This window comes from Nostoc sp. DedQUE05, assembly GCF_034530955.1.
In the GTDB taxonomy this organism is placed as follows: Bacteria; Cyanobacteriota; Cyanobacteriia; order Cyanobacteriales; family Nostocaceae; genus Nostoc.
The window spans coordinates 63,409-81,160 of record NZ_JAVRCB010000029.1; the positions used below are offsets into that span (position 1 = coordinate 63,409).

Genomic DNA, 17,752 nt, shown 5'->3' on the forward strand with positions numbered 1-17,752 from the left:
GTCTTTGATACTCGTGAATGAGTCTTTTATATTCGCCGACGAGTCTTTGATACTCGCCGACGAGTCTTTGATACTCGCCGATGAGTCTTTTATATTCGCTGACGAGTCTTTGATACTCGCCGACGAGTCTTTGATACTCGTGAATGAGTCTTTGATACTCGCCGATGAGTCTTTGATACTCGTGAATGAGTCTTTAATACTCGCCGACGAGTCTTTAATACTCGTGAATGAGTCTTTCAACTCCACTCCTTTGCCCCCCTGCCCTCTGCTCAAGAACTGCTCCTCTATTCCCCTTCCACTCTTCAGGTGCATCTAGTTGAAACAGGAGTAGTTCAATACCGTAATACTTGTTTGTCCGCCCTATTGGTTTCATACCCAATCGTTTTGTTACACGGATTGAACCATGATTTTCTGGCTTCACTACGGCATAAATCACTGGCAAGTTCAAAACACTAAATCCGTAATTGAGCATAACTCGTCCGGCTTCTGTTGCATACCCTTTACCCCAAGAAGCTCGCCGCAATTCCCAGCCTACTTCATAATCTTGAGTGGGTAAACCATCTTTGTCGGGCAATTGTTTAAGAAGGATAGTTCCCACAATTGTTGTACTTTCCTTTTCAACAATTGCCCAGGCTCCAGTACCATTGTTGCGTTGGTGCATTCGCTCGATACCTTCAATCAAGCGCTGACGCTGTGACTCAATGCTTGTGACGCGAGAAGATTTACCAAGAAAGTGCGTAACTTCAGGATCGCTGTAAATTGCAAACGCTTGTTCAGCATCGCTTTCGGGTATCCAACTGCGAAAGATCAAGCGTTCGGTTTCCAAAAGATTTGTCATCTTGCTTTTGGCTAAAATAAATTGCCATTCTGCAAAATACTAAGATACTTATGGTTGAGCAGTCAAAAGTTTTGTAGACAATTAACAAACAAAATATAGCGATCGCTATGCTATGGGCAATTATCCAGAAGTTTAACTACCGTTGGCTATGCGATCGCAAATTCTGAATCTTTCCGCAGTTCTTCAGACCGAAATCCCAATACAATCCGATCTTTCGACACACCAGCCCTAACCAGTTCCGTTGCTACCCCCTCTTCAGTGCCATCACGTTGAATCCAAATTTTGCCATCAATAATATCAATGTGGATCAAGCAGCCGTGAACGCGACGAGTTGCAGTTGGAGATAGTTCTGGCACTGGTTCTCGACCAAGAATCATCACCAAATATCGATCCTGTTCTCGATCAAAGATAGTTTCATGCTGAATATTGCCATAAGAGTAAGGAATTTTTGTATGTTCAGTAAGAATGCTGCAAATTAGCTGTCTGTATTGCTCCAGATTACCCATCGAACTATAACCTCCCGCTTTGGATTAAAAACGATGAGAGGAATTTTGTAATCTTCCAATATAAGTTTACCAAGCGGTTCTTCCTCAAAAATGTCAGTAAAAATATCCTCATGAACAGCAATATACAAAACCCTATCTGGATAATTGCGAGACATTACAGCAAGGTAAGTAAAGTACTGACCAATTGCCTGTTCGAGGTCTGCCACTTCCGATTCACCACTGAAGGTCTTGATTTCAACAGCAATTTTCTGCGTTCCTTTTTCTGCTATGAGTAACTTTTCGGCTGCCAAATCCACGTAAAGATCAGATCCTTTTTTCCCCACTTTAGATGAAAAGGATCGTCGGTAATCGTCCAGGCATCTTTGATCAGCGCATTCTTCAAGTTCTCGTGGTAGCGATCTCTAGCTGGCATACATTACTCAAATTACGAACTTGTACTGAGCTTGTCCTGAGCGTAGTCGAAGGGCGCAGCCTCTCGTAGAGAAGTATTACGAATTACTACCCTCGACTTTTGCCACTTCTAGCATTGTCTTTAAAACTGAATCTGGATTCAGACTAATCGAGTCAATTCCCTGTTCCACCAAAAACTGGGCAAATTCTGGATAGTCGCTGGGTGCTTGCCCACAAATGCCGATTTTGCGATCGCATTTTTTCGCTGTTTCTATGACCATTTTTACCATTCGCTTAACAGCTGGACTGCGTTCATCAAACAATCGCGCTACTAACGCCGAATCCCTATCTATCCCTAATGTCAATTGAGTTAGATCGTTAGAACCAATTGAGAAGCCATCAAATACCTCAGCAAATTCCTCAGCCAGAATCACATTACTGGGCAACTCACACATCACATAAACCTGCAAGCCGTTAACACCTTGCTTTAAACCATTTTTTGCCATCTCTGATAAAACCAAACGCCCCTCGTCAGGAGTGCGGCAAAAGGGAATCATTGGGATGACATTTGTCAAACCCATTTCTTCCCGTACCCTTTTGAGGGCATGGCATTCTAAGGCAAAAGCTTCTCTGTAGCCTTCATCGTAGTAACGCGCCGCCCCCCGCCAACCCAGCATTGGATTTTCTTCATGGGGTTCAAACTGTCGCCCACCTAATAAATTGGCATATTCATTACTTTTGAAATCTGAGGTTCGGACTATCACTGATTTCGGATAAAAAGCTGCGGCAATTCTACCAATGCCCTGAGCTAATTTATCTACAAAATATTGGGGTTTATCCTCGTACAGTGAGGTAATATCAGCAATTTTAGCTTTGGCAAATTCATCTTTTAACGAATCATAGTGAATCAAGGCCATTGGATGAATTTGAATTTGGTTAGCAATGATAAATTCTGTCCGCGCTAAACCTACGCCATCGTTGGGAATTGCCGATAAACTCAATGCTTCTTGGGGATTACCCACATTCATTAAAATTTTAGTGCGAGTGCGGGGTAAGTTCTCTAAAGGAACTTCTTTAACTTCAAAAGGTAATAAGCCTGGATAAACTTTTCCTTCTTCCCCTTCAGCACAAGAAATTGTTACCTCTTGACCAGGTTTCAAGATGTCTGTAGCATTGCCGCATCCCACGATCGCAGGTACACCCAATTCTCGCGCAATAATTGCTGCATGACACGTGCGACCTCCAGAATTGGTGACAATTGCACTAGCACGTTTCATAATTGGTTCCCAATCGGGATCGGTTCTCTCTGTCACCAAAACTTCCCCGACTTGGAACTGTTCTAGTTTCTGAACATCCAAAATTAGGCGTGCTTTTCCCTGACTAATTGCTTCCCCAATTGCACTTCCCGTAACCAGGGGAATTAAGGATTGGAAAGATTTTTCCCCATTCCCGATTCCCGATTCTTTATTCCCCAATACCAACCGATAACTCCGCAACACATTTCCCGTCTTCTGTGACTGGACGGTTTCGGGGCGCGCTTGCACAATAAAAAGTTGGTTCGTAATCCCATCTTTTGCCCACTCGATATCCATTGGGGTGAAAATGCCGTGGACTTGAGAATAATGGTCTTCAATTAAACATGCCCAACTTGCTAGTTGTAAAATCTCTTCATCACTCAGAGCGAATTTACCTCTTTCGCTGGGTGAAACCGAAACATTTTTCGTAAATTTGGAGCCGTCATCATAAATCATTTTCAGTTCTTTGCTGCCCAATTTTTTATCGATAATTGGGCGGAAACCAGCTTTTAAAGTTGGTTTAAAAACATAATATTCATCGGGATTGACAGACCCCTGGACAACATTTTCACCTAAACCGTAGGCGGCTGTAATTAGTGCCGCATCCTTAAAACCTGTTTCTGTATCAATAGAGAACATTACCCCAGAGGTTGCTAAGTCAGAGCGCACCATTTTTTGCACGCCCACAGCCAGAGCAATGCTAAAGTGGTCAAATCCCTTGGTGTGGCGATAAGAAATAGCGCGATCGGTAAATAGAGAAGCAAAGCATTTGTGACAAGCTGCTAAAACTCCTTCGACACCGACAACGTTAAGGTAAGTTTCCTGCTGTCCAGCAAAACTAGCATCGGGAAGGTCTTCAGCAGTGGCGCTGGAACGGACTGCCACATCTGTATCTGCATGGTATCGTTCGCAGAGACTATGGTATGCTGTGGCGATCGCCTCGCGCAATTCTACAGGAAATGGTGTGTGGATTAATAGCGATCGCGCTTTTTTGCCGCGTTCTCGTAAATTTTTGACATCTTCAACATTCAAGTCAGCAAAAAGTTTGCGTAGCTTTGCTTCTAACCCCGCTGATTGAATGAAATGACGATAAGCGTAAGCAGTAGTGGCGAATCCTGTGGGAACGTTAATGCCTTTGGGTGTTAACTGTTGAATCATTTCCCCCAGTGAGGCATTTTTACCACCAACTACTGGAATATCAGCAATCCCAATTTCATCAAACCAGAGAATGAGCGATCGCTCTTGGGCAGATAGAGACAAAGTGCTTTTAGATACTGTAGTCATAAATATTACCTTTTCAGTTTATACTCAATTTGTAAGTGCATAACTGCTACTATATTTATTTTTCCCATATTCAACTTGAGATTTTTGGTTCTGTCGCGGAGTTTGATATTTGGCGATAAAATACCAAATTATAAGCAATAAAAATTAACAATTATTCAGTTTAATAACTCGATCGAAATACCGGATGTAATAAATTATGGCGCAGCTAGAACGACTCCTGAAAATGGCAGAAGATGAACTAACTGAATACAGTACTGATGCCCGTAAAATAGAAAAACTACGCCGTAAAATAGGTTTAACAGTATCCGTAACAGAACAGCAGCAAGTGAAAGAGGCATTACTTGCTACGATGAAATCTAATCTAATTACCCAAGTTGTAGAAGAACAAAGACAAGCAGTAGCCTTACCATTTTGGGGAATTGCTGGATTGGGTTTGTTACTAGGAATTTCTTTAAATCAACTCATAGGCTTGTTAGCGTGTGTAGTTGGAAGTGTATTAGCTTATAGAGTTCAGAAATGGGGTTGGAAATTGCAGGCAAATCGTTTATTGTTACAAACATTAGAAGATATTGAAACGCATATTGTCCAACCCAATAAGTAATAAGAAAGATGTATTTTATAGGTAAATTATTTATTTTTTTGTATCAAGTAATACTTAATTATTGATTAGTCATTTAATTTACATCTCGTAAGCACTTAACAATTCCTTTGGGATCACCATAGCAAAAAAATTAGATATTGGATTTAAGATTAGGTATTTATTAAGAAAGACAGCAAGCAGAAGGCAGTCTTCCGTAAACTCGAACTGCCCTCCGTCTTCATTCAATATCCTAGTTTGCGGGTAATAAATGCTACATTAACTTTTGGCAGCAGATATTACACATCTTGCAAAGTTATTTTTGCAAGATGTTGGGAAAGGTTAAAGGGGAAGGGAAAGTTCCATACCTTTGCCCCTTCCCCCACTACTGCAAGAAGTCTATTGAATATAGCTACGGGTTGTCTCAACCTGAAAGTCTAGGTTAGAGAGTTCACTTGCAATAGCTGTCGCTTCGTATAATCGTATTTGTTACACAATCTCAAAGATCGTCAGCAAAAATTTTAGTCATGTAATATTGGTTTTCTTTTTTCTAATCAACTAACCAGATCGGCGATCGCTTCTGAAGCAGGGACTACAGCTTCAGGCTGATAACGGATGCCAGCTTGCTTAAAGCGGTTTAAAGCTTCACCCAAGCGATCGCAGTCTGCAATCAAACTGATCCTGACATAACCCTCACCTGCAACGCCAAAGGCATTACCGGGAGTAACCACAACGCCTGTTTGCTGCAACACGTTTAGGGCAAAATCTGTGGAACCAACGCCAACGGGACACTTCACCCAAAGATACATCGTCGCCTTGGTTTTGGGGATATCCCAACCCAACTCTCCTAACCCGTGAATCAGGAAATCGCGGCGGGTACGGTAGCGTTGTTGTACCTCGTGCAAATACACATCTGGCAGTTGCAAAGCTGTTTCGGCTGCTGTTTGTAATGCGGCAAAAATACCGTAATCCAAGTTAGTTTTCAGCGTCCGCAAACCTTGAATTACATGGCGGTTGCCCACCACAAAGCCGACGCGCCAACCAGCCATATTGTAGGTTTTAGATAAGGTGTGAAATTCCACACCAATATCTTTCGCACCGGGAATTTCTAACAAGCTAGTGGGTTGATAACCATCAAAAGCTAACTCGGCATAACACAAATCATGCACCAGCAAAATTTCATATTTGCGGGCGAAGGCAACGATTTCTTCAAAAAATTCGCGGGGGGCGGTAGCGGCGGTGGGATTGCTGGGATAGTTGAAATAGAGAATTTTAGCTTGTCTTGCAACTTCTTCAGGAATGGCAGCTAAATCAATTAACCAGTCATTTTCAGGTTTAAGAATCAAACTATGGATTTTCCCACCAGCGATCGCCGGGCCGCGAAAATGTGCCGGATAAGCTGGGGAAGGAACCAGAACTAAATCACCAGGGTTAATGTAGGCGATCGCTAAATGAGTTAATCCTTCTTTAGAACCCAGCAATGGCAAGGCTTCGCTATCAGGATCGAGAACCACATCATAACGGCGACGATACCAATTAGTAATGGCACGGCGGAAACTAGCTGTGCCCTCAAAAGGTGGATAACCGTGATTGCTAGAATCTTTTAAAGCAGCGATCGCCGCTTCTACTACTGGTGCTGGCGTTGCACCATCGGGGTTTCCCATACCCAAATCAATTAAATCTAACCCTTGTTCCCGTGCTTTAGCTTTCAGTTCATCTAAACGGGCAAATACATAAGGTGGTAGTTTTTGTATGCGTTCTGCTGGGACAATCCAATTTAAACTCATAAAACCTCGTCACTCATTCCCTTGGGCGAAACTCGATTTGCAGTATCTCTACTATCTATAGGTGCAGTGGTAGAAACCATTGCCGCCATTAACTGTTCTGGCGCGACTTTAAACGGTAGTCGATGGATGTCAGAATTAGGAACTAGAGCCATTTCGGCGGCTGTTTGCAATTCACCTAATGTAATATTGCCCAATCCCAAATCACTTAACTTCTGGGGTAGTCCAATTTCTGTGTAGAACTTTAACAACTGTTGTCGTGCCGATGCTGCTAGTTGATTGCCTTGTAGCATCTCTTCTAAACGCAGTTGCACCAAAATTCCAAAAGCAACTTTTTCGCCATGAATACTGCCATGTCCTGAAATATGAGTTAAACCGTTATGCACGGCATGGGCGGCAACTGTGCGACACTGCGCTCCTCCAAGTCCCCCAACTACTCCAGCTAGTAACACAGTAGCATCTACCACTTCTCGCCAAACCTCACTACCTGGTTCTTCCAGGGCGGCGACTGACTTTTGTAACAAGATATCTCGCAAAACTCGTGCTTGTTGCACCGCAGCAATAATTAAAGTGTCTTGCAGGTGTCCACTGCTAACCGAGGCTTCATACCATTTAGCGATCGCATCACCAATTCCAGCTACTAAGGTACGTTGTGGCGCAGTTTTAATTAAGTCATAATCGAGTATCAATAAATCGGGACAACGAGATAGCCCCACATCGTAGAGAAAAGCTCCATCTTCCGAATAAACATTCGATAAGGCACTCCAAGCTGCACAAGTAGCCCCGGATGTCGGAATTGTCACCACTGGTAGATGTAACTGCTGTGCAACTAATTTCGCTGTATCTAGGGCTTTGCCGCCACCAACACCGATAATGACATCAGCTTTATGTTCTTTTGCCTTTTTCTGTAAAGATTTTAGGCTAGCTTCGCAGCAATCTGCACCATAAGAAGCTTGGACAGTATTTAACTGCTGCGCTTCTAAAACTGGTAGTAAATTTTGTTGGCTGATAGCGAGAGTAGACTTACCTGCCACAATTAAGGGACGACTTCCCAAACAGGCAATTTCTGCTGCGGCTGTTTGCAATACCCCAGAACCACGGATTACTTTTGCGGGGGAAACTGTGAGCGTAAATAATGAACTAGAGGTTTGAGTAGACAAAGAAGGTTGAGTAGAAAAATTATTGGGCATATAATCTCGTTTACCAAAACCTTGATACTTCTTAATATAAATAGACTAGCGATCGAAGATACTTGTTGCCAAACTGGTTTTTGGCTGGCTCCAACCTGACACCCAGCCGATCTGGATTTGAGCCAAGCAATTAAATAGATAAGTCCTGTTGCCGACTGATTGAGTAGTTTGACGACATTGCTTGAATCTATATATACCCATTGACCTGAAATTCCGAACTATCAAAGTTATGAATAACCGTATAATTAATTAACATTACCATTGTCAGATTCTCAAGAAAAGCAATCGAGAATTGATAATGTGTAGGCGGTTGTATTATTTGATGCAATTTTTAGCTACAGATATATATGTAAAGGTATGCAAATATATTTCCCTACAATCCCTTGATTTGCTGCAAAGAATTTTGAAAATGGCAACAGGGGCAATTAGGACAACAACTGACAAATTACAACTGTCAGTACCCATTACCCCACGCTGATTAACTTTTTCCCACAGTATAACCACTAAAGTGTGAATATCTTAATCTAAAAATAACCATTAATGTATCAGTAAATACAAAATAATTTTTGTCATCCTGATAACAGGTAATTTACTTTTGTTCTTTGGGCATTGGGCATGGGGCATTGGGCATTGGGCATTGGGCATTGGGCACTGATTATTAATTCTTCTCCCCCTGTTCCTGCCCCTCTGCTCCCCTGCTCCCCTGCTCCTCTGCTCCCCTGCTCCCTGCCTCTTAAGCAGTAGGTTTTGGCAATTTGGCGAAATTGTCTGTGTAAATTTTGACTGTTACCGGAGAATTTTGATGAGAAACGAGCGATCGCTTGACCTCACCCAAGTAAACTGGGACAGAAATCCCTGTTTCCGGGTGGATAATGGTACGGGCGCGAACTGTCAAGTTTCCGTCTTCCTGTGTACCTGAACGGCCATAAGAAAAAAGATTGCTAGCTGCTTGACGTAAAGTTGCTTCTAATTGTGTGGGTGTAATTTGGGGTGATGTGGCAATCACCGCTTGTGTTGAACCATTGTCATAAACTAGAGTGTACCGGGCTGCTCCAGGAATCACAGTCCGACTCAAGGGGACTATTGAGAGTCCAAATAAACCAGCAGTCACCACCAGCATAAAGCCAGTCGTACCCACCAACCGAAAGCGGATGCCCCATTTGAGAATAAAAGCCAAAAATGTCAAGGCAGCAAATACCAATGTAGCTATACCTGACCATTGGGTGTACTGAAAAAAGTTAGCTGTTGTGAGCATAAGGTTGGTTATGGAGGCGTCTTTTTTTCGTTACCGACACACCCATTTTACCGAGAGCTTACACCGATTACCTGTGAGGTTGCATAGATACAACAACTTGCTCAAGCCGCTTATAGCAATTTCTAGTTACGTGAGGTACAGAAATAATGTTTTTAAACGCAGAGGAGCGCAGAGTCAAACGCAAAGGTACGCAAAGGCTTACCTAATTTTATTAGTGATTTACTCAGTACCTCAGCAGGTTGGGAAACGCTATATATCACCAAGCCTAATTTTGTGCAGTTTCACAAAGAATTGCTACCAGATCATAAAGGTTATCGAGTTTCGCCTAAGTTTAGCGGTGAATGGAGCCAACGTCAGAATAATTGAAACAGTTATACAGAGTCTTGACTTGGTTAACGCGAATGTATCTCTTGGTTTACCTAGTTTTCCTAAAACAGTATTGGTTCACTAGAGACGATATGGGAATTTTTAGATGTCTGCAACCTAGTTTGAATACTATCAATTATTGCTAGCCAATCAGCATCTCTATTCCATTCAGAGTGAATCCTGGTTTTAGTTGCTGCGTCGTAGAGGTTACAAAAAACTACATTTTCTTTTCCAGCAGTTGCAGCAATAATTAGTGGCTTGGAAAAATCCTGGATACATGATGCAGCTAAAAGGAAACTTTTAGCAAAGTTCGTTTCTCTCCCAGTCCTAATAACATAAATTTCATCTGCTCTAACAAAGATATCTAACTTATTGTTGTCCCTTTCTCTATATTCTCTCGTCGTTAATTTAAGTTCCGATATATACCCAGTTAGCCCTGTTTTGTAAACATGAATAGTTTGATCTTTATCGTAGTTCTACCACAAGTAGGATTCACCATTTAATTCTCCGCTTTTCACATATAAATAAATAGGTTTTGGTGGGTTACAAAGACCTAGTTTAATTTCAGCAATCATATTTTATGTTTCTTTATCAAAGATAAAAATTTTCAGATATTGCGTTAGATTCAATCTTTTTAAAATAGTGTTTAACTGAATAAAAATAATAAATATACAAAAGGGCATCTACAAGAGATGCCCGTCATGCAGGAAAACCCCAAAGGGATGTCCCTACACCTTCCCAACAATCAGCAACAGTGACTAATTAGGTATTAGTCACACTCACAGACGTGAATATAACAATCTTATTAACTTAAAACTCTCAATGTCCCCAGTGCATACACTGAAAAAACTAATAGTTAATTTTGACGAGATGCAAGCTTGTCTTTATCGCGATCGCGATGTACCACTCCAACAATAGCAGCCAAAATTAGCCATGAAAGCGCATTCAAACGAAAATCAAAGAGAGTTACATCTACTGTATTCAATAAAATCCACCCAACAAAGGACAGAAGATAACTGAAAAATATTAATTTGTCTCCTGCATCTATATATTTTGAATTTTGCAGTAATTGGACACTTGTAATCACAATCCAAGCTAGTAAGCCACAAAATAAACAAGTACTGGGAAAACCTGTTTCAGCAGATAACATCAAAAACAAGTTATGGGGATGACCCAAGGGAATCTGCATCTTTGCTTTGTAAAGTGTACTAAAACTGCGTAACCCCCAACCAGTCCAAGGATGTTGTTGAGCTAAAGACCAGGCAAACTCCCACTGAGTTTTTCGCATTAAAGCGACTGGTCTATCTGGATACATATCGTCATTTAACCTTGCCCAAAAGAAGGCAGGAACTACGAAGCGAAAAATGTGAGCGACTGATGAGGGAGCAAAAGCTGCCAAAAGAATACTAGAGACGATCGCAGCAACGCTACCTACAAGAATGCGCCAACCTTGGTAGAGTGCATAAGCTAAACAGGCAAAAATAGCGATCGCCCACCCATTACGCGAGTTGGTGAAAATTAAGGCAATGAAATTTGTAATTACCGCCAGCGTTAGAAAGAGAAAGGGAACTGGAGAGTGGGGCGCAGTAAGTCTTTCCCCTCTGCCCCTCTGCCCCTCTGCCCCTCTGCCTCTTATGCTTAATCCCCAATACCTCATCCCTAATCGCCATTGCTCGATCCACAACCCTAGACTAAGAATGAAAACTATTACTAGATAAGCTGCGAAGGTGTTAGCGTGCAAGAAAAGTGAAGCGATACGACCTGGTGGGTTTCCGCCTGGTGTGATTGTCCAACTAAACACAACCCAGATAAACTGGAACTTGAAACTCCAGCCGAAAAATAATTGTCCCAAGCCCATAATTGCTACAGGCATGGAACCAATTACCAAAGCCCAAGCCATTTGCCGCAATTGGACAAATGTTTGAATCAGAGCGCTATGGGCAGCGAAAAGTAAAAAGAATGGTAATAAATTAAATAAGCCGAGGAAAGCTGCTGTTTTGTCTTGGGCAAACCCAGCACTCACGATCAGTAATACACTCAACAGGGCAAATCCCCAGTTGAGGGGGCGGCGATTAATTTTGCGGGATTGTTTCAGCCAAGTTATTAATGAGACAAAACCTACAGTTACAGCCCCCACAAAAGGACTCAATGGGAAGATTAACAGTGCCCATAGAGAGTAGTTCCAAGAAGATTGCCAACGAGACTTGAAATATTCAAAAACCTTGTTCAAGCTGGCTCCCAACATTCCTCACGAGTGAGGCGAATTTGAGCTAAGGCGAAGATAGTGGGGATGATTCGACCATAGTTAGTAGCGATCGCTCTCCAGCCCAAATCTGCAATAAACCAAGTCCACATCATTGGCCCAATCACGGCAAACATCGTGCGGGCTGCCCCATAACGAGCTGCACTCACTGTCATACCCCGTTGCGCCATTTGCATTGCTACATAGCTTTGAAATTGCGTTGCAGCTGCTTCTGAGCCTGTAATTGCCGCTTGTTTGGCTACTTCATAAGTAGCAAAGTGGATGGCAAATTGACGGGCAATTTGCTTAAGTACAAGCGGCTGGAGAAGAGAAGTAATCGCGATCGCACTACCGCCTTTGAAAAGTAACCCCAAGGGGTCGCGTTGTAATAAAAGTGGTAAAGGTTGTTTTAATTCTGATTTGAGCAGCTGGCGCTGCACTTGTACAGTCAATTTTTGTTTTTCTTGTTCCGGCAATTTTTTCCACACCTGTCCTAGTAGATGCAAAAAGACTTCTGCTTCTAAATCAATAGTTGCCAGCTGATGAGAATAGGGAATTTTTAGATACTTACATACTTGAACTAACGCTTGTCGGTAAGTTACCTGTCCTGTGCGTCCTCGTAATACTGTCATCCCATCTGCCGCCAAAAAACGAAAGCGGCCCTCTAGTGCATCTAACCAAGCTTTGCGGTCTTGGCTTTGCACTTCGATGGGTTCGGGTGTGTGTACATAGTCTAAGGGATTGAACTTACGACTAAATAGAATTGCCGTTAAGTCTTGCAATTCTTCTTCGGTCGCTAACTCTAGCGCCGCCCTCATTTCATCCAATTTCCCTTCCTCCCTTCCGTGCAGCTTTCTGTACCTTATTCTACTATTAGCTATTTTGTCCTTTGTTATTCGTCCTTGGTCATTTGATAAATAATGACTAAGGACGAATAACAAAGGACTATTGACTCATGACTGATATTGCAGTGATTGGTGCCGGAATTGCCGGTTTAGTCTGTGCCCAGCAGTTAAGTCAAGCTGGATATTCGGTGGTAGTGGTGGAAAAGTCGCGTGGTTTGGGAGGAAGACTGGCTACACGCCGCTTGCATGGAACTTTGGCGGATCATGGGGCTTGTTACCTGAAGCCAAAGGGTGAATTGTTGAAACGTTTTGTGGAGATATTGCAATCCCACCATATCCTAGAAGTTTGGACAGATGAGGTTTACGAACTTACAACAGGCGCTCCTTTATCTGAACCGAAAAACCGCAGTCCGCGTTATGTTGCGCCTGCGGGAATGAGTGCGATCGCTAAATCCCTCGCTCCAGGTTTAGAAATATTACTGAATCAGCGTGTCATCGCTATTACTCCAACTTCCGAAGATAGCTGGCGTCTGACTCTGGAATCTAGTAATGAAGAATTAACTGCAAAAGCTATAGTTGTCGCTATTCCTGCACCCCAAGCAGTGATGTTATTGGAATCTTTGGGTGAGAGTGTATTGGATGCAGCCTTTCTTAATAACTTGCGTTCTGTAGAATTTTATCCTTCGATTAGTGCGATCGCTGGATATCCTTCTACATCTCAACCTCTCCCTCAGTGGAAAGCTTTAACTTTTGTAGATGATGCTGATTTAGCATGGATTGGTTTGGACAGTAGCAAGCGTCCTAACCCTCAACAACCACATTTTGTGGTGCAAAGTAGCGCTGATTTTGCCAAAAGTCATCTAGAATCACAGGATTTACAACCTGCCGGACAATATATGTTGCAACGAGCAGCTGAATCTCTGTCCCTTCCTTGGCTAAATACTCCCGAATGGATGCAAGTACATCGTTGGCGTTATGCCTTTCCTAGCCGTCCTTGGCACGAAGCTTTTTTGTCTGCCAAAACTCCCTTACCTTTAGTTTGCTGTGGTGATTGGTGTGGCGGCAATCTTGTCGAAGGTGCGATGCTTTCTGGATTAGCTGCGGCTGATGAAATTAACAATCAGTTGCATCATCTATCTTTTGATAATGTGAACTTTTTAAACGTTTTTGCCCAATCATTTCATCTGTCGCTAGACTGATCCTGCACTATCGTGAGTCGCTATTTTTATGACTGACTAAATCAAAGTGCAAAAAATAAGTTTTTTAGATGAAATAGCAAATTTTGCTGCGAACCTAAAAAGTGATGCCAATTAGCCAAAAAGCTTAACTTAATGAAAAACTTGTTCCTAATTCAGGTTATTTTACTGCTGTTAACCTTGATCCCCTAGTCTTTGTACTGCGTTTTATGTAGATTTCTGTCAAAAAGGCACAAATTTGAAATAATTAGGATTATAAATATAAAATGTCGGTGACTTACCAGCTTATGGGACGCTGTTTTAATAAGTAATGCTGTAAAACAGTATAAACTTTAACTAAAATAAGCAAAGCCAAATGTCTGAGATTGTACCAACATAAGAGGCTAGTTTTGGGGTTGATTGCATCTGTAAGTTTAATTAATTTTAACTGATTGTCATCACGACTTTGCCATCTAAAAAAGTTATTCTCTCCACCAAGCATTGACTTGATTAAAAAAGGAGTTTAAAAACCATGAAAACGGTAGTCAATTTAACACAACAATCAATAGTGGGAGAAATTGAAAGTATTTTGAATACATATCCATCCCATCCATATCAACAAGCCTTTGCGATTCCTGATTTACGCCAAGAGCTAATTACTTTCGTCCTCAACCGCATTCCCTCCTTTTACAGCGTCATGTCTAATGAACAGATTCCAGCGGAGGCTGAACAAGGAAGCTTGGCTTATTACAAATTGCCTCGTAAACCTTTAGAGCAGCAACTACATTTACAGAATTTGATTCACCAAGGCATTTGTCTAATCGTTCAAGAAAAGTCAGATTGGATTAGCCATCGTGTTTGTGAAACAGTTCAACCAGCTTGTGAACCCTCTCATTGGTTTGGTTAATAGTTCTAACCAGATTTGGCTCTTTGCTGAGATATCAATAACGTCCGCAGTGAATTTTGAATATTTGAGTTAATCCCACGACTAAAGGTTGTGAGATTAGCTCAATATTTTTTTAAGTATATTCCTATTGAGGTGTAAACTTTGACAATCACATAAGTTCAAAGGATATTCCCAGGATATGAGAAAAATAACTGCTCTAATGCTAAGTATTTCCGTGACTGTTGGGGTAGGGGCATTAACACCTAAAGTCACTAATGCCCAATTGTTTTACCCACCAGCAAGCGATCGCCATTCATTAATGGTAATCGGTCAAGGGGTAGTGAGAGTGCCAGCAGATACAGCGGATATTGAGTTGGTATTCAGTAGTGGAGGTAGCAATGATGAGTTACAAACGCAACCATCATCCTTCCCAGAAACCCGCCGCATATCCTCACCAACTCTACTTTTTAATTACAAAACAGCAGCAGAACCTTTACCAAACAAAAAATCCCTAACTAAAGCAACTCTTCAGCCTGTAGTGGATAGCTTAGTTGCTAAAGGCATTAAGGCTGATAAAATTCAAGTGCAAATTAATCCTAATTCCAGTGAAAATAACGCCAAGATATTGGTGAGACTAGAAAAACCAACGCGCGATCGCGTCCAGGAAATTGTTGCTACAGCGAACAATTCCACAAGCCAAATTGAAAACCTTTCTGTCAAGAGTGTGGATGTTGAGTACGCAGTTAATGATTGCCAGAGTTTGCAGAGTTCAGTTTATCAATCAGCGATGAAAGATGCTCAAAGCCGCGCCCAGGCTTTAGCATCTGCGATGGAAGTTAAACTTGGTACTCCTTCTGTCGCCGAGCCATTTTACACATTATTTTATCCCTCATGTAGTTCTAAAACTGGAGTTCCTTTGCCGTCGTTTGCTAGTTTTTTGTTATCACCAGCTTACGATCCAGAAGCACCGGCAGAAGTTGAAATGAAAAAGGATATTTTTGTAACATATACAACGAAATAAACATTTATATTTACTGCGATCGCACTTTTATATAGTCAAAATTGAAAGTGCGATCGCTTAACTCTTTTCTTCTGAGTCTAATCAATAAGGGTAGATGCAGACTCACTTCTAATTTACTTCATATTGCTATTACTCATTTTTTCACGTAATCAAATAAAAATCCATATAATAAAAATGGTAATAGTAAAATTTTGTTATAAATGTATCAGTAAACATTGCATACACTTGGAATCTGTAGCTAATGCAAAAAAAAATTATTTAGTATTGTGGTTTATTAAGCAGTTGCTTAGTGTTTTCTTAATAATTATTTTTACAGTATTTCCACTTAATCAGCTAATTGCCCAATCTCATAATGCTAATTCTAAAAATATGGTGTCTATATCAGACATAGCACGTAACTTTCGTAACTTAAACTTAATGTCGGAAGAAACGTACCAGCAGATACAGTTTTCAATGACAGAAGGTGAAATACCTAGCCGTTCGATGTTGCTCGATGAACTTGCACAGGAGGCAAGAAAGCGCCGACTTAGCCCTGATTTTCCTAAGTTATTTAGAGTTGCTATTGTATTTGAACCCCTCACTGAGTTGGCTGAGGAAATGCGCTTAGAACTACTGCAACTGTTGCATGATCTCAAACAGTCGGGAGTTATTACCGAACGTGTTTATCAACGACTAGAAACAGAGGTTAAAGCTAGTTATATCAAAATGGATATCGATTTATTTCAGCAAGCTGAAAATCAAATGAGGGTTTATGAGAATTTACAACTGAAGGATTTAGAACCTCACCTTAAAACCTTGCGTTCTAATAGTATATTGTCTGCTGATGGTTATACCAAACTAATACAAGATATCCAAGCAGAAAATATTACTAGTAATATTCAGTTATTTAAGTACTTTAATAATGCAGTAATTTTTGACCTCAAAGATTACTCTAAAAAATTATATGAGTACTTACCAACAATTTATCAATGCATTGTTAGTATGCTGCATCAATCAGGCATAGCAAACATTAAAATTGATAGTTTTTCGATTGATGCTCCAATGATATTTTCAATATATACCAATGGGAGAAAATATCAATATAATTTATATCCAGTTATCAAAAACGAATTTTCTATACCTATCGCTGATAGAAGAGAATTTTTTTTCTTATTTAATAAAATACTGCGGGATATGGGTTCGTCGTATCGACTTTATGATATAGGAGTTGTTAGTGACGAACTAATAGGTTTATCAGTGCTAGAAAATAGTAACACTTTTGGATTTATCACACTTACAAACAAGCAATTTAAATTATTTTTAGAGAAATCATATATTTTTAATCTAAATAGTCTTAACGAACAAGAGAAAGAATTAACAACAGACCGGATAGAAGAAGTTATTGTACTTTTAGGTAAAATTGGATTATTAAATCACTTAACACCTCAACAAATAAATGTAAGTAAAGATAATATTAGACAAAGTTATATTACTAACTACTATCAATTATTGCAAGTTTTTGATACTTTTGTTCCTACTATTGATTTGGAAGCAACTTCTAGAGAAGATAGTTATAAGCGGCTTATCCATAAATTTGCAAAATTTTCACGAGGGAATTTTGCTCCAACTGATATTTTATTTGAATGGCAAAATAACCAAGCTGCTGAAGTTTCTTTTAAAGTTAATGGCAAAATATATAGTACAAAGCTTGAGTTTAAAGATGATTTTGTCGATGATCGCAGGCTATTTAGTTTAATTCTACAAATAGTTGATAAAACTGTGCCTAATGGCAGCAGATTTTACCCACTTTATAATGGACAGAATTATATCACTGGGTACATTTTTCTAACCAACGAACAGCGACAATTGCTCGAATTTGAAAGATTGGTTGTACTTTCTCCACCAACTAACTGAAAAAATAGAAATTGAGGTTACTCATTTGAAGTTCTGGTATATGTAAACTAAGGGTCATTGCGCTGACTTCGACCACGCAATCACCTTTCACGGTCGTACCTACTTTAAACCTTTACTGGTAAAGCTTTTGAGTGATTAGATAAATTTGATTTCTTAATTTTTTTCTTAATTACATCCAACTTCATACATATATAATTAATACCTA

Annotated in this window: 15 protein-coding genes; 5 read left to right on the top strand and 10 right to left on the bottom strand. The window is 40.6% G+C overall.

Translation table 11 applies throughout. The features are described 5' to 3' along the window. Positions 1 to 214: 214 nt before the first annotated feature. The 5 genes from RMZ42_RS21295 to ppsA all read right to left on the bottom strand — a co-directional run bounded on the left by RMZ42_RS21295 (position 215) and on the right by ppsA (position 4,313). Positions 215 to 838 carry a GNAT family N-acetyltransferase gene (locus RMZ42_RS21295; protein WP_322673275.1) on the bottom strand — a complete coding sequence of 208 codons (624 nt, stop codon included), beginning with the start codon at positions 836 to 838 and terminating at the stop codon, positions 215 to 217. 146 nt (positions 839 to 984) lie between these two features. After that, the gene (locus RMZ42_RS21300) at positions 985 to 1,344 is read right to left on the bottom strand and encodes a XisI protein (RefSeq protein WP_322673276.1); all 360 of its coding nucleotides are present in this window, start codon (positions 1,342 to 1,344) and stop codon (positions 985 to 987) included. Beyond that, the gene (locus RMZ42_RS21305; protein ID WP_322673277.1) at positions 1,314 to 1,640 is read right to left on the bottom strand and encodes an element excision factor XisH family protein; all 327 of its coding nucleotides are present in this window, start codon (positions 1,638 to 1,640) and stop codon (positions 1,314 to 1,316) included. The genes RMZ42_RS21300 and RMZ42_RS21305 overlap by 31 nt, the downstream gene beginning before the upstream one ends. After that, a complete protein-coding gene (locus tag RMZ42_RS34780; protein ID WP_416211829.1) occupies positions 1,610 to 1,756 on the bottom strand; it encodes an element excision factor XisH family protein in 147 nt (48 codons plus the stop codon). The genes RMZ42_RS21305 and RMZ42_RS34780 overlap by 31 nt, the downstream gene beginning before the upstream one ends. 76 nt (positions 1,757 to 1,832) lie before the next feature. Further along, positions 1,833 to 4,313 carry a phosphoenolpyruvate synthase gene (gene ppsA / locus RMZ42_RS21310; RefSeq protein WP_322673278.1) on the bottom strand — a complete coding sequence of 827 codons (2,481 nt, stop codon included), beginning with the start codon at positions 4,311 to 4,313 and terminating at the stop codon, positions 1,833 to 1,835. A gap of 196 nt (positions 4,314 to 4,509) precedes the next feature. Between ppsA and RMZ42_RS21315 the strand changes: the two genes are divergently transcribed. Then, a complete protein-coding gene (locus tag RMZ42_RS21315; RefSeq protein ID WP_322673279.1) occupies positions 4,510 to 4,914 on the top strand; it encodes a hypothetical protein in 405 nt (134 codons plus the stop codon). Between the two features lie 530 nt (positions 4,915 to 5,444). On the opposite strand, the gene RMZ42_RS21320 is transcribed toward RMZ42_RS21315, so the two are convergent. From RMZ42_RS21320 to RMZ42_RS21340, 5 genes are all read right to left on the bottom strand, one after another. Further along, positions 5,445 to 6,677, bottom strand: coding sequence for an aspartate aminotransferase (locus RMZ42_RS21320; protein WP_322673280.1), 1,233 nt, complete (start codon positions 6,675 to 6,677; stop codon positions 5,445 to 5,447). Then, entirely contained in the window at positions 6,674 to 7,864 is a 1,191-nt protein-coding gene (locus RMZ42_RS21325) for an iron-containing alcohol dehydrogenase family protein (protein WP_322673281.1), read from the bottom strand. The genes RMZ42_RS21320 and RMZ42_RS21325 overlap by 4 nt, the downstream gene beginning before the upstream one ends. A gap of 733 nt (positions 7,865 to 8,597) precedes the next feature. Next, entirely contained in the window at positions 8,598 to 9,119 is a 522-nt protein-coding gene (locus RMZ42_RS21330; RefSeq protein WP_322673282.1) for a Ycf51 family protein, read from the bottom strand. A 1,222-nt stretch (positions 9,120 to 10,341) separates the two neighbouring features. After that, on the bottom strand, positions 10,342 to 11,730 hold the full coding sequence (locus RMZ42_RS21335) for an O-antigen ligase family protein (RefSeq protein WP_322673283.1): 1,389 nt from the start codon (positions 11,728 to 11,730) through the stop codon (positions 10,342 to 10,344). Further along, a complete protein-coding gene (locus RMZ42_RS21340) occupies positions 11,712 to 12,554 on the bottom strand; it encodes a YaaW family protein (RefSeq protein ID WP_322673284.1) in 843 nt (280 codons plus the stop codon). The genes RMZ42_RS21335 and RMZ42_RS21340 overlap by 19 nt, the downstream gene beginning before the upstream one ends. Positions 12,555 to 12,682: 128 nt before the next feature. On the opposite strand from RMZ42_RS21340, the gene RMZ42_RS21345 reads away from it, so the two are divergent. The 4 genes from RMZ42_RS21345 (at position 12,683) to RMZ42_RS21360 (ending at position 17,547) form a co-directional block, all read left to right on the top strand. Then, a complete protein-coding gene (locus tag RMZ42_RS21345) occupies positions 12,683 to 13,771 on the top strand; it encodes an NAD(P)/FAD-dependent oxidoreductase (protein ID WP_322673285.1) in 1,089 nt (362 codons plus the stop codon). Between the two features lie 508 nt (positions 13,772 to 14,279). Next, positions 14,280 to 14,654: a hypothetical protein gene (locus RMZ42_RS21350; protein WP_322673286.1), complete on the top strand. Its 375-nt coding sequence runs from the start codon at positions 14,280 to 14,282 to the stop codon at positions 14,652 to 14,654. A 178-nt stretch (positions 14,655 to 14,832) separates the two neighbouring features. Further along, positions 14,833 to 15,654 (top strand): SIMPL domain-containing protein, encoded by an 822-nt coding sequence (locus RMZ42_RS21355; RefSeq protein ID WP_322673287.1) that lies wholly within the window; start codon positions 14,833 to 14,835, stop codon positions 15,652 to 15,654. A 225-nt stretch (positions 15,655 to 15,879) separates the two neighbouring features. Next, positions 15,880 to 17,547, top strand: a complete 1,668-nt coding sequence (locus RMZ42_RS21360; protein ID WP_322673288.1) for a hypothetical protein — start codon at positions 15,880 to 15,882, stop codon at positions 17,545 to 17,547. Positions 17,548 to 17,752 lie beyond the last annotated feature (205 nt).

Excerpts from the sequence above, each read along its gene's own strand:
- RMZ42_RS21315 (WP_322673279.1), top strand. The coding sequence starts at position 4,510 with ATGGCGCAGCTAGAACGACTCCTGAAAATGGCAGAAGATGAACTAACT.
- ppsA (WP_322673278.1), bottom strand. The coding sequence starts at position 4,313 with ATGACTACAGTATCTAAAAGCACTTTGTCTCTATCTGCCCAAGAGCGA.
- RMZ42_RS21335 (WP_322673283.1), bottom strand. The coding sequence starts at position 11,730 with ATGTTGGGAGCCAGCTTGAACAAGGTTTTTGAATATTTCAAGTCTCGT.
- RMZ42_RS21355 (WP_322673287.1), top strand. The coding sequence starts at position 14,833 with ATGAGAAAAATAACTGCTCTAATGCTAAGTATTTCCGTGACTGTTGGG.
- RMZ42_RS21295 (WP_322673275.1), bottom strand. The coding sequence starts at position 838 with ATGACAAATCTTTTGGAAACCGAACGCTTGATCTTTCGCAGTTGGATA.
- RMZ42_RS21325 (WP_322673281.1), bottom strand. The coding sequence starts at position 7,864 with ATGCCCAATAATTTTTCTACTCAACCTTCTTTGTCTACTCAAACCTCT.
- RMZ42_RS21330 (WP_322673282.1), bottom strand. The coding sequence starts at position 9,119 with ATGCTCACAACAGCTAACTTTTTTCAGTACACCCAATGGTCAGGTATA.
- RMZ42_RS21320 (WP_322673280.1), bottom strand. The coding sequence starts at position 6,677 with ATGAGTTTAAATTGGATTGTCCCAGCAGAACGCATACAAAAACTACCA.
- RMZ42_RS21345 (WP_322673285.1), top strand. The coding sequence starts at position 12,683 with ATGACTGATATTGCAGTGATTGGTGCCGGAATTGCCGGTTTAGTCTGT.
- RMZ42_RS21350 (WP_322673286.1), top strand. The coding sequence starts at position 14,280 with ATGAAAACGGTAGTCAATTTAACACAACAATCAATAGTGGGAGAAATT.
- RMZ42_RS34780 (WP_416211829.1), bottom strand. The coding sequence starts at position 1,756 with ATGCCAGCTAGAGATCGCTACCACGAGAACTTGAAGAATGCGCTGATC.
- RMZ42_RS21300 (WP_322673276.1), bottom strand. The coding sequence starts at position 1,344 with ATGGGTAATCTGGAGCAATACAGACAGCTAATTTGCAGCATTCTTACT.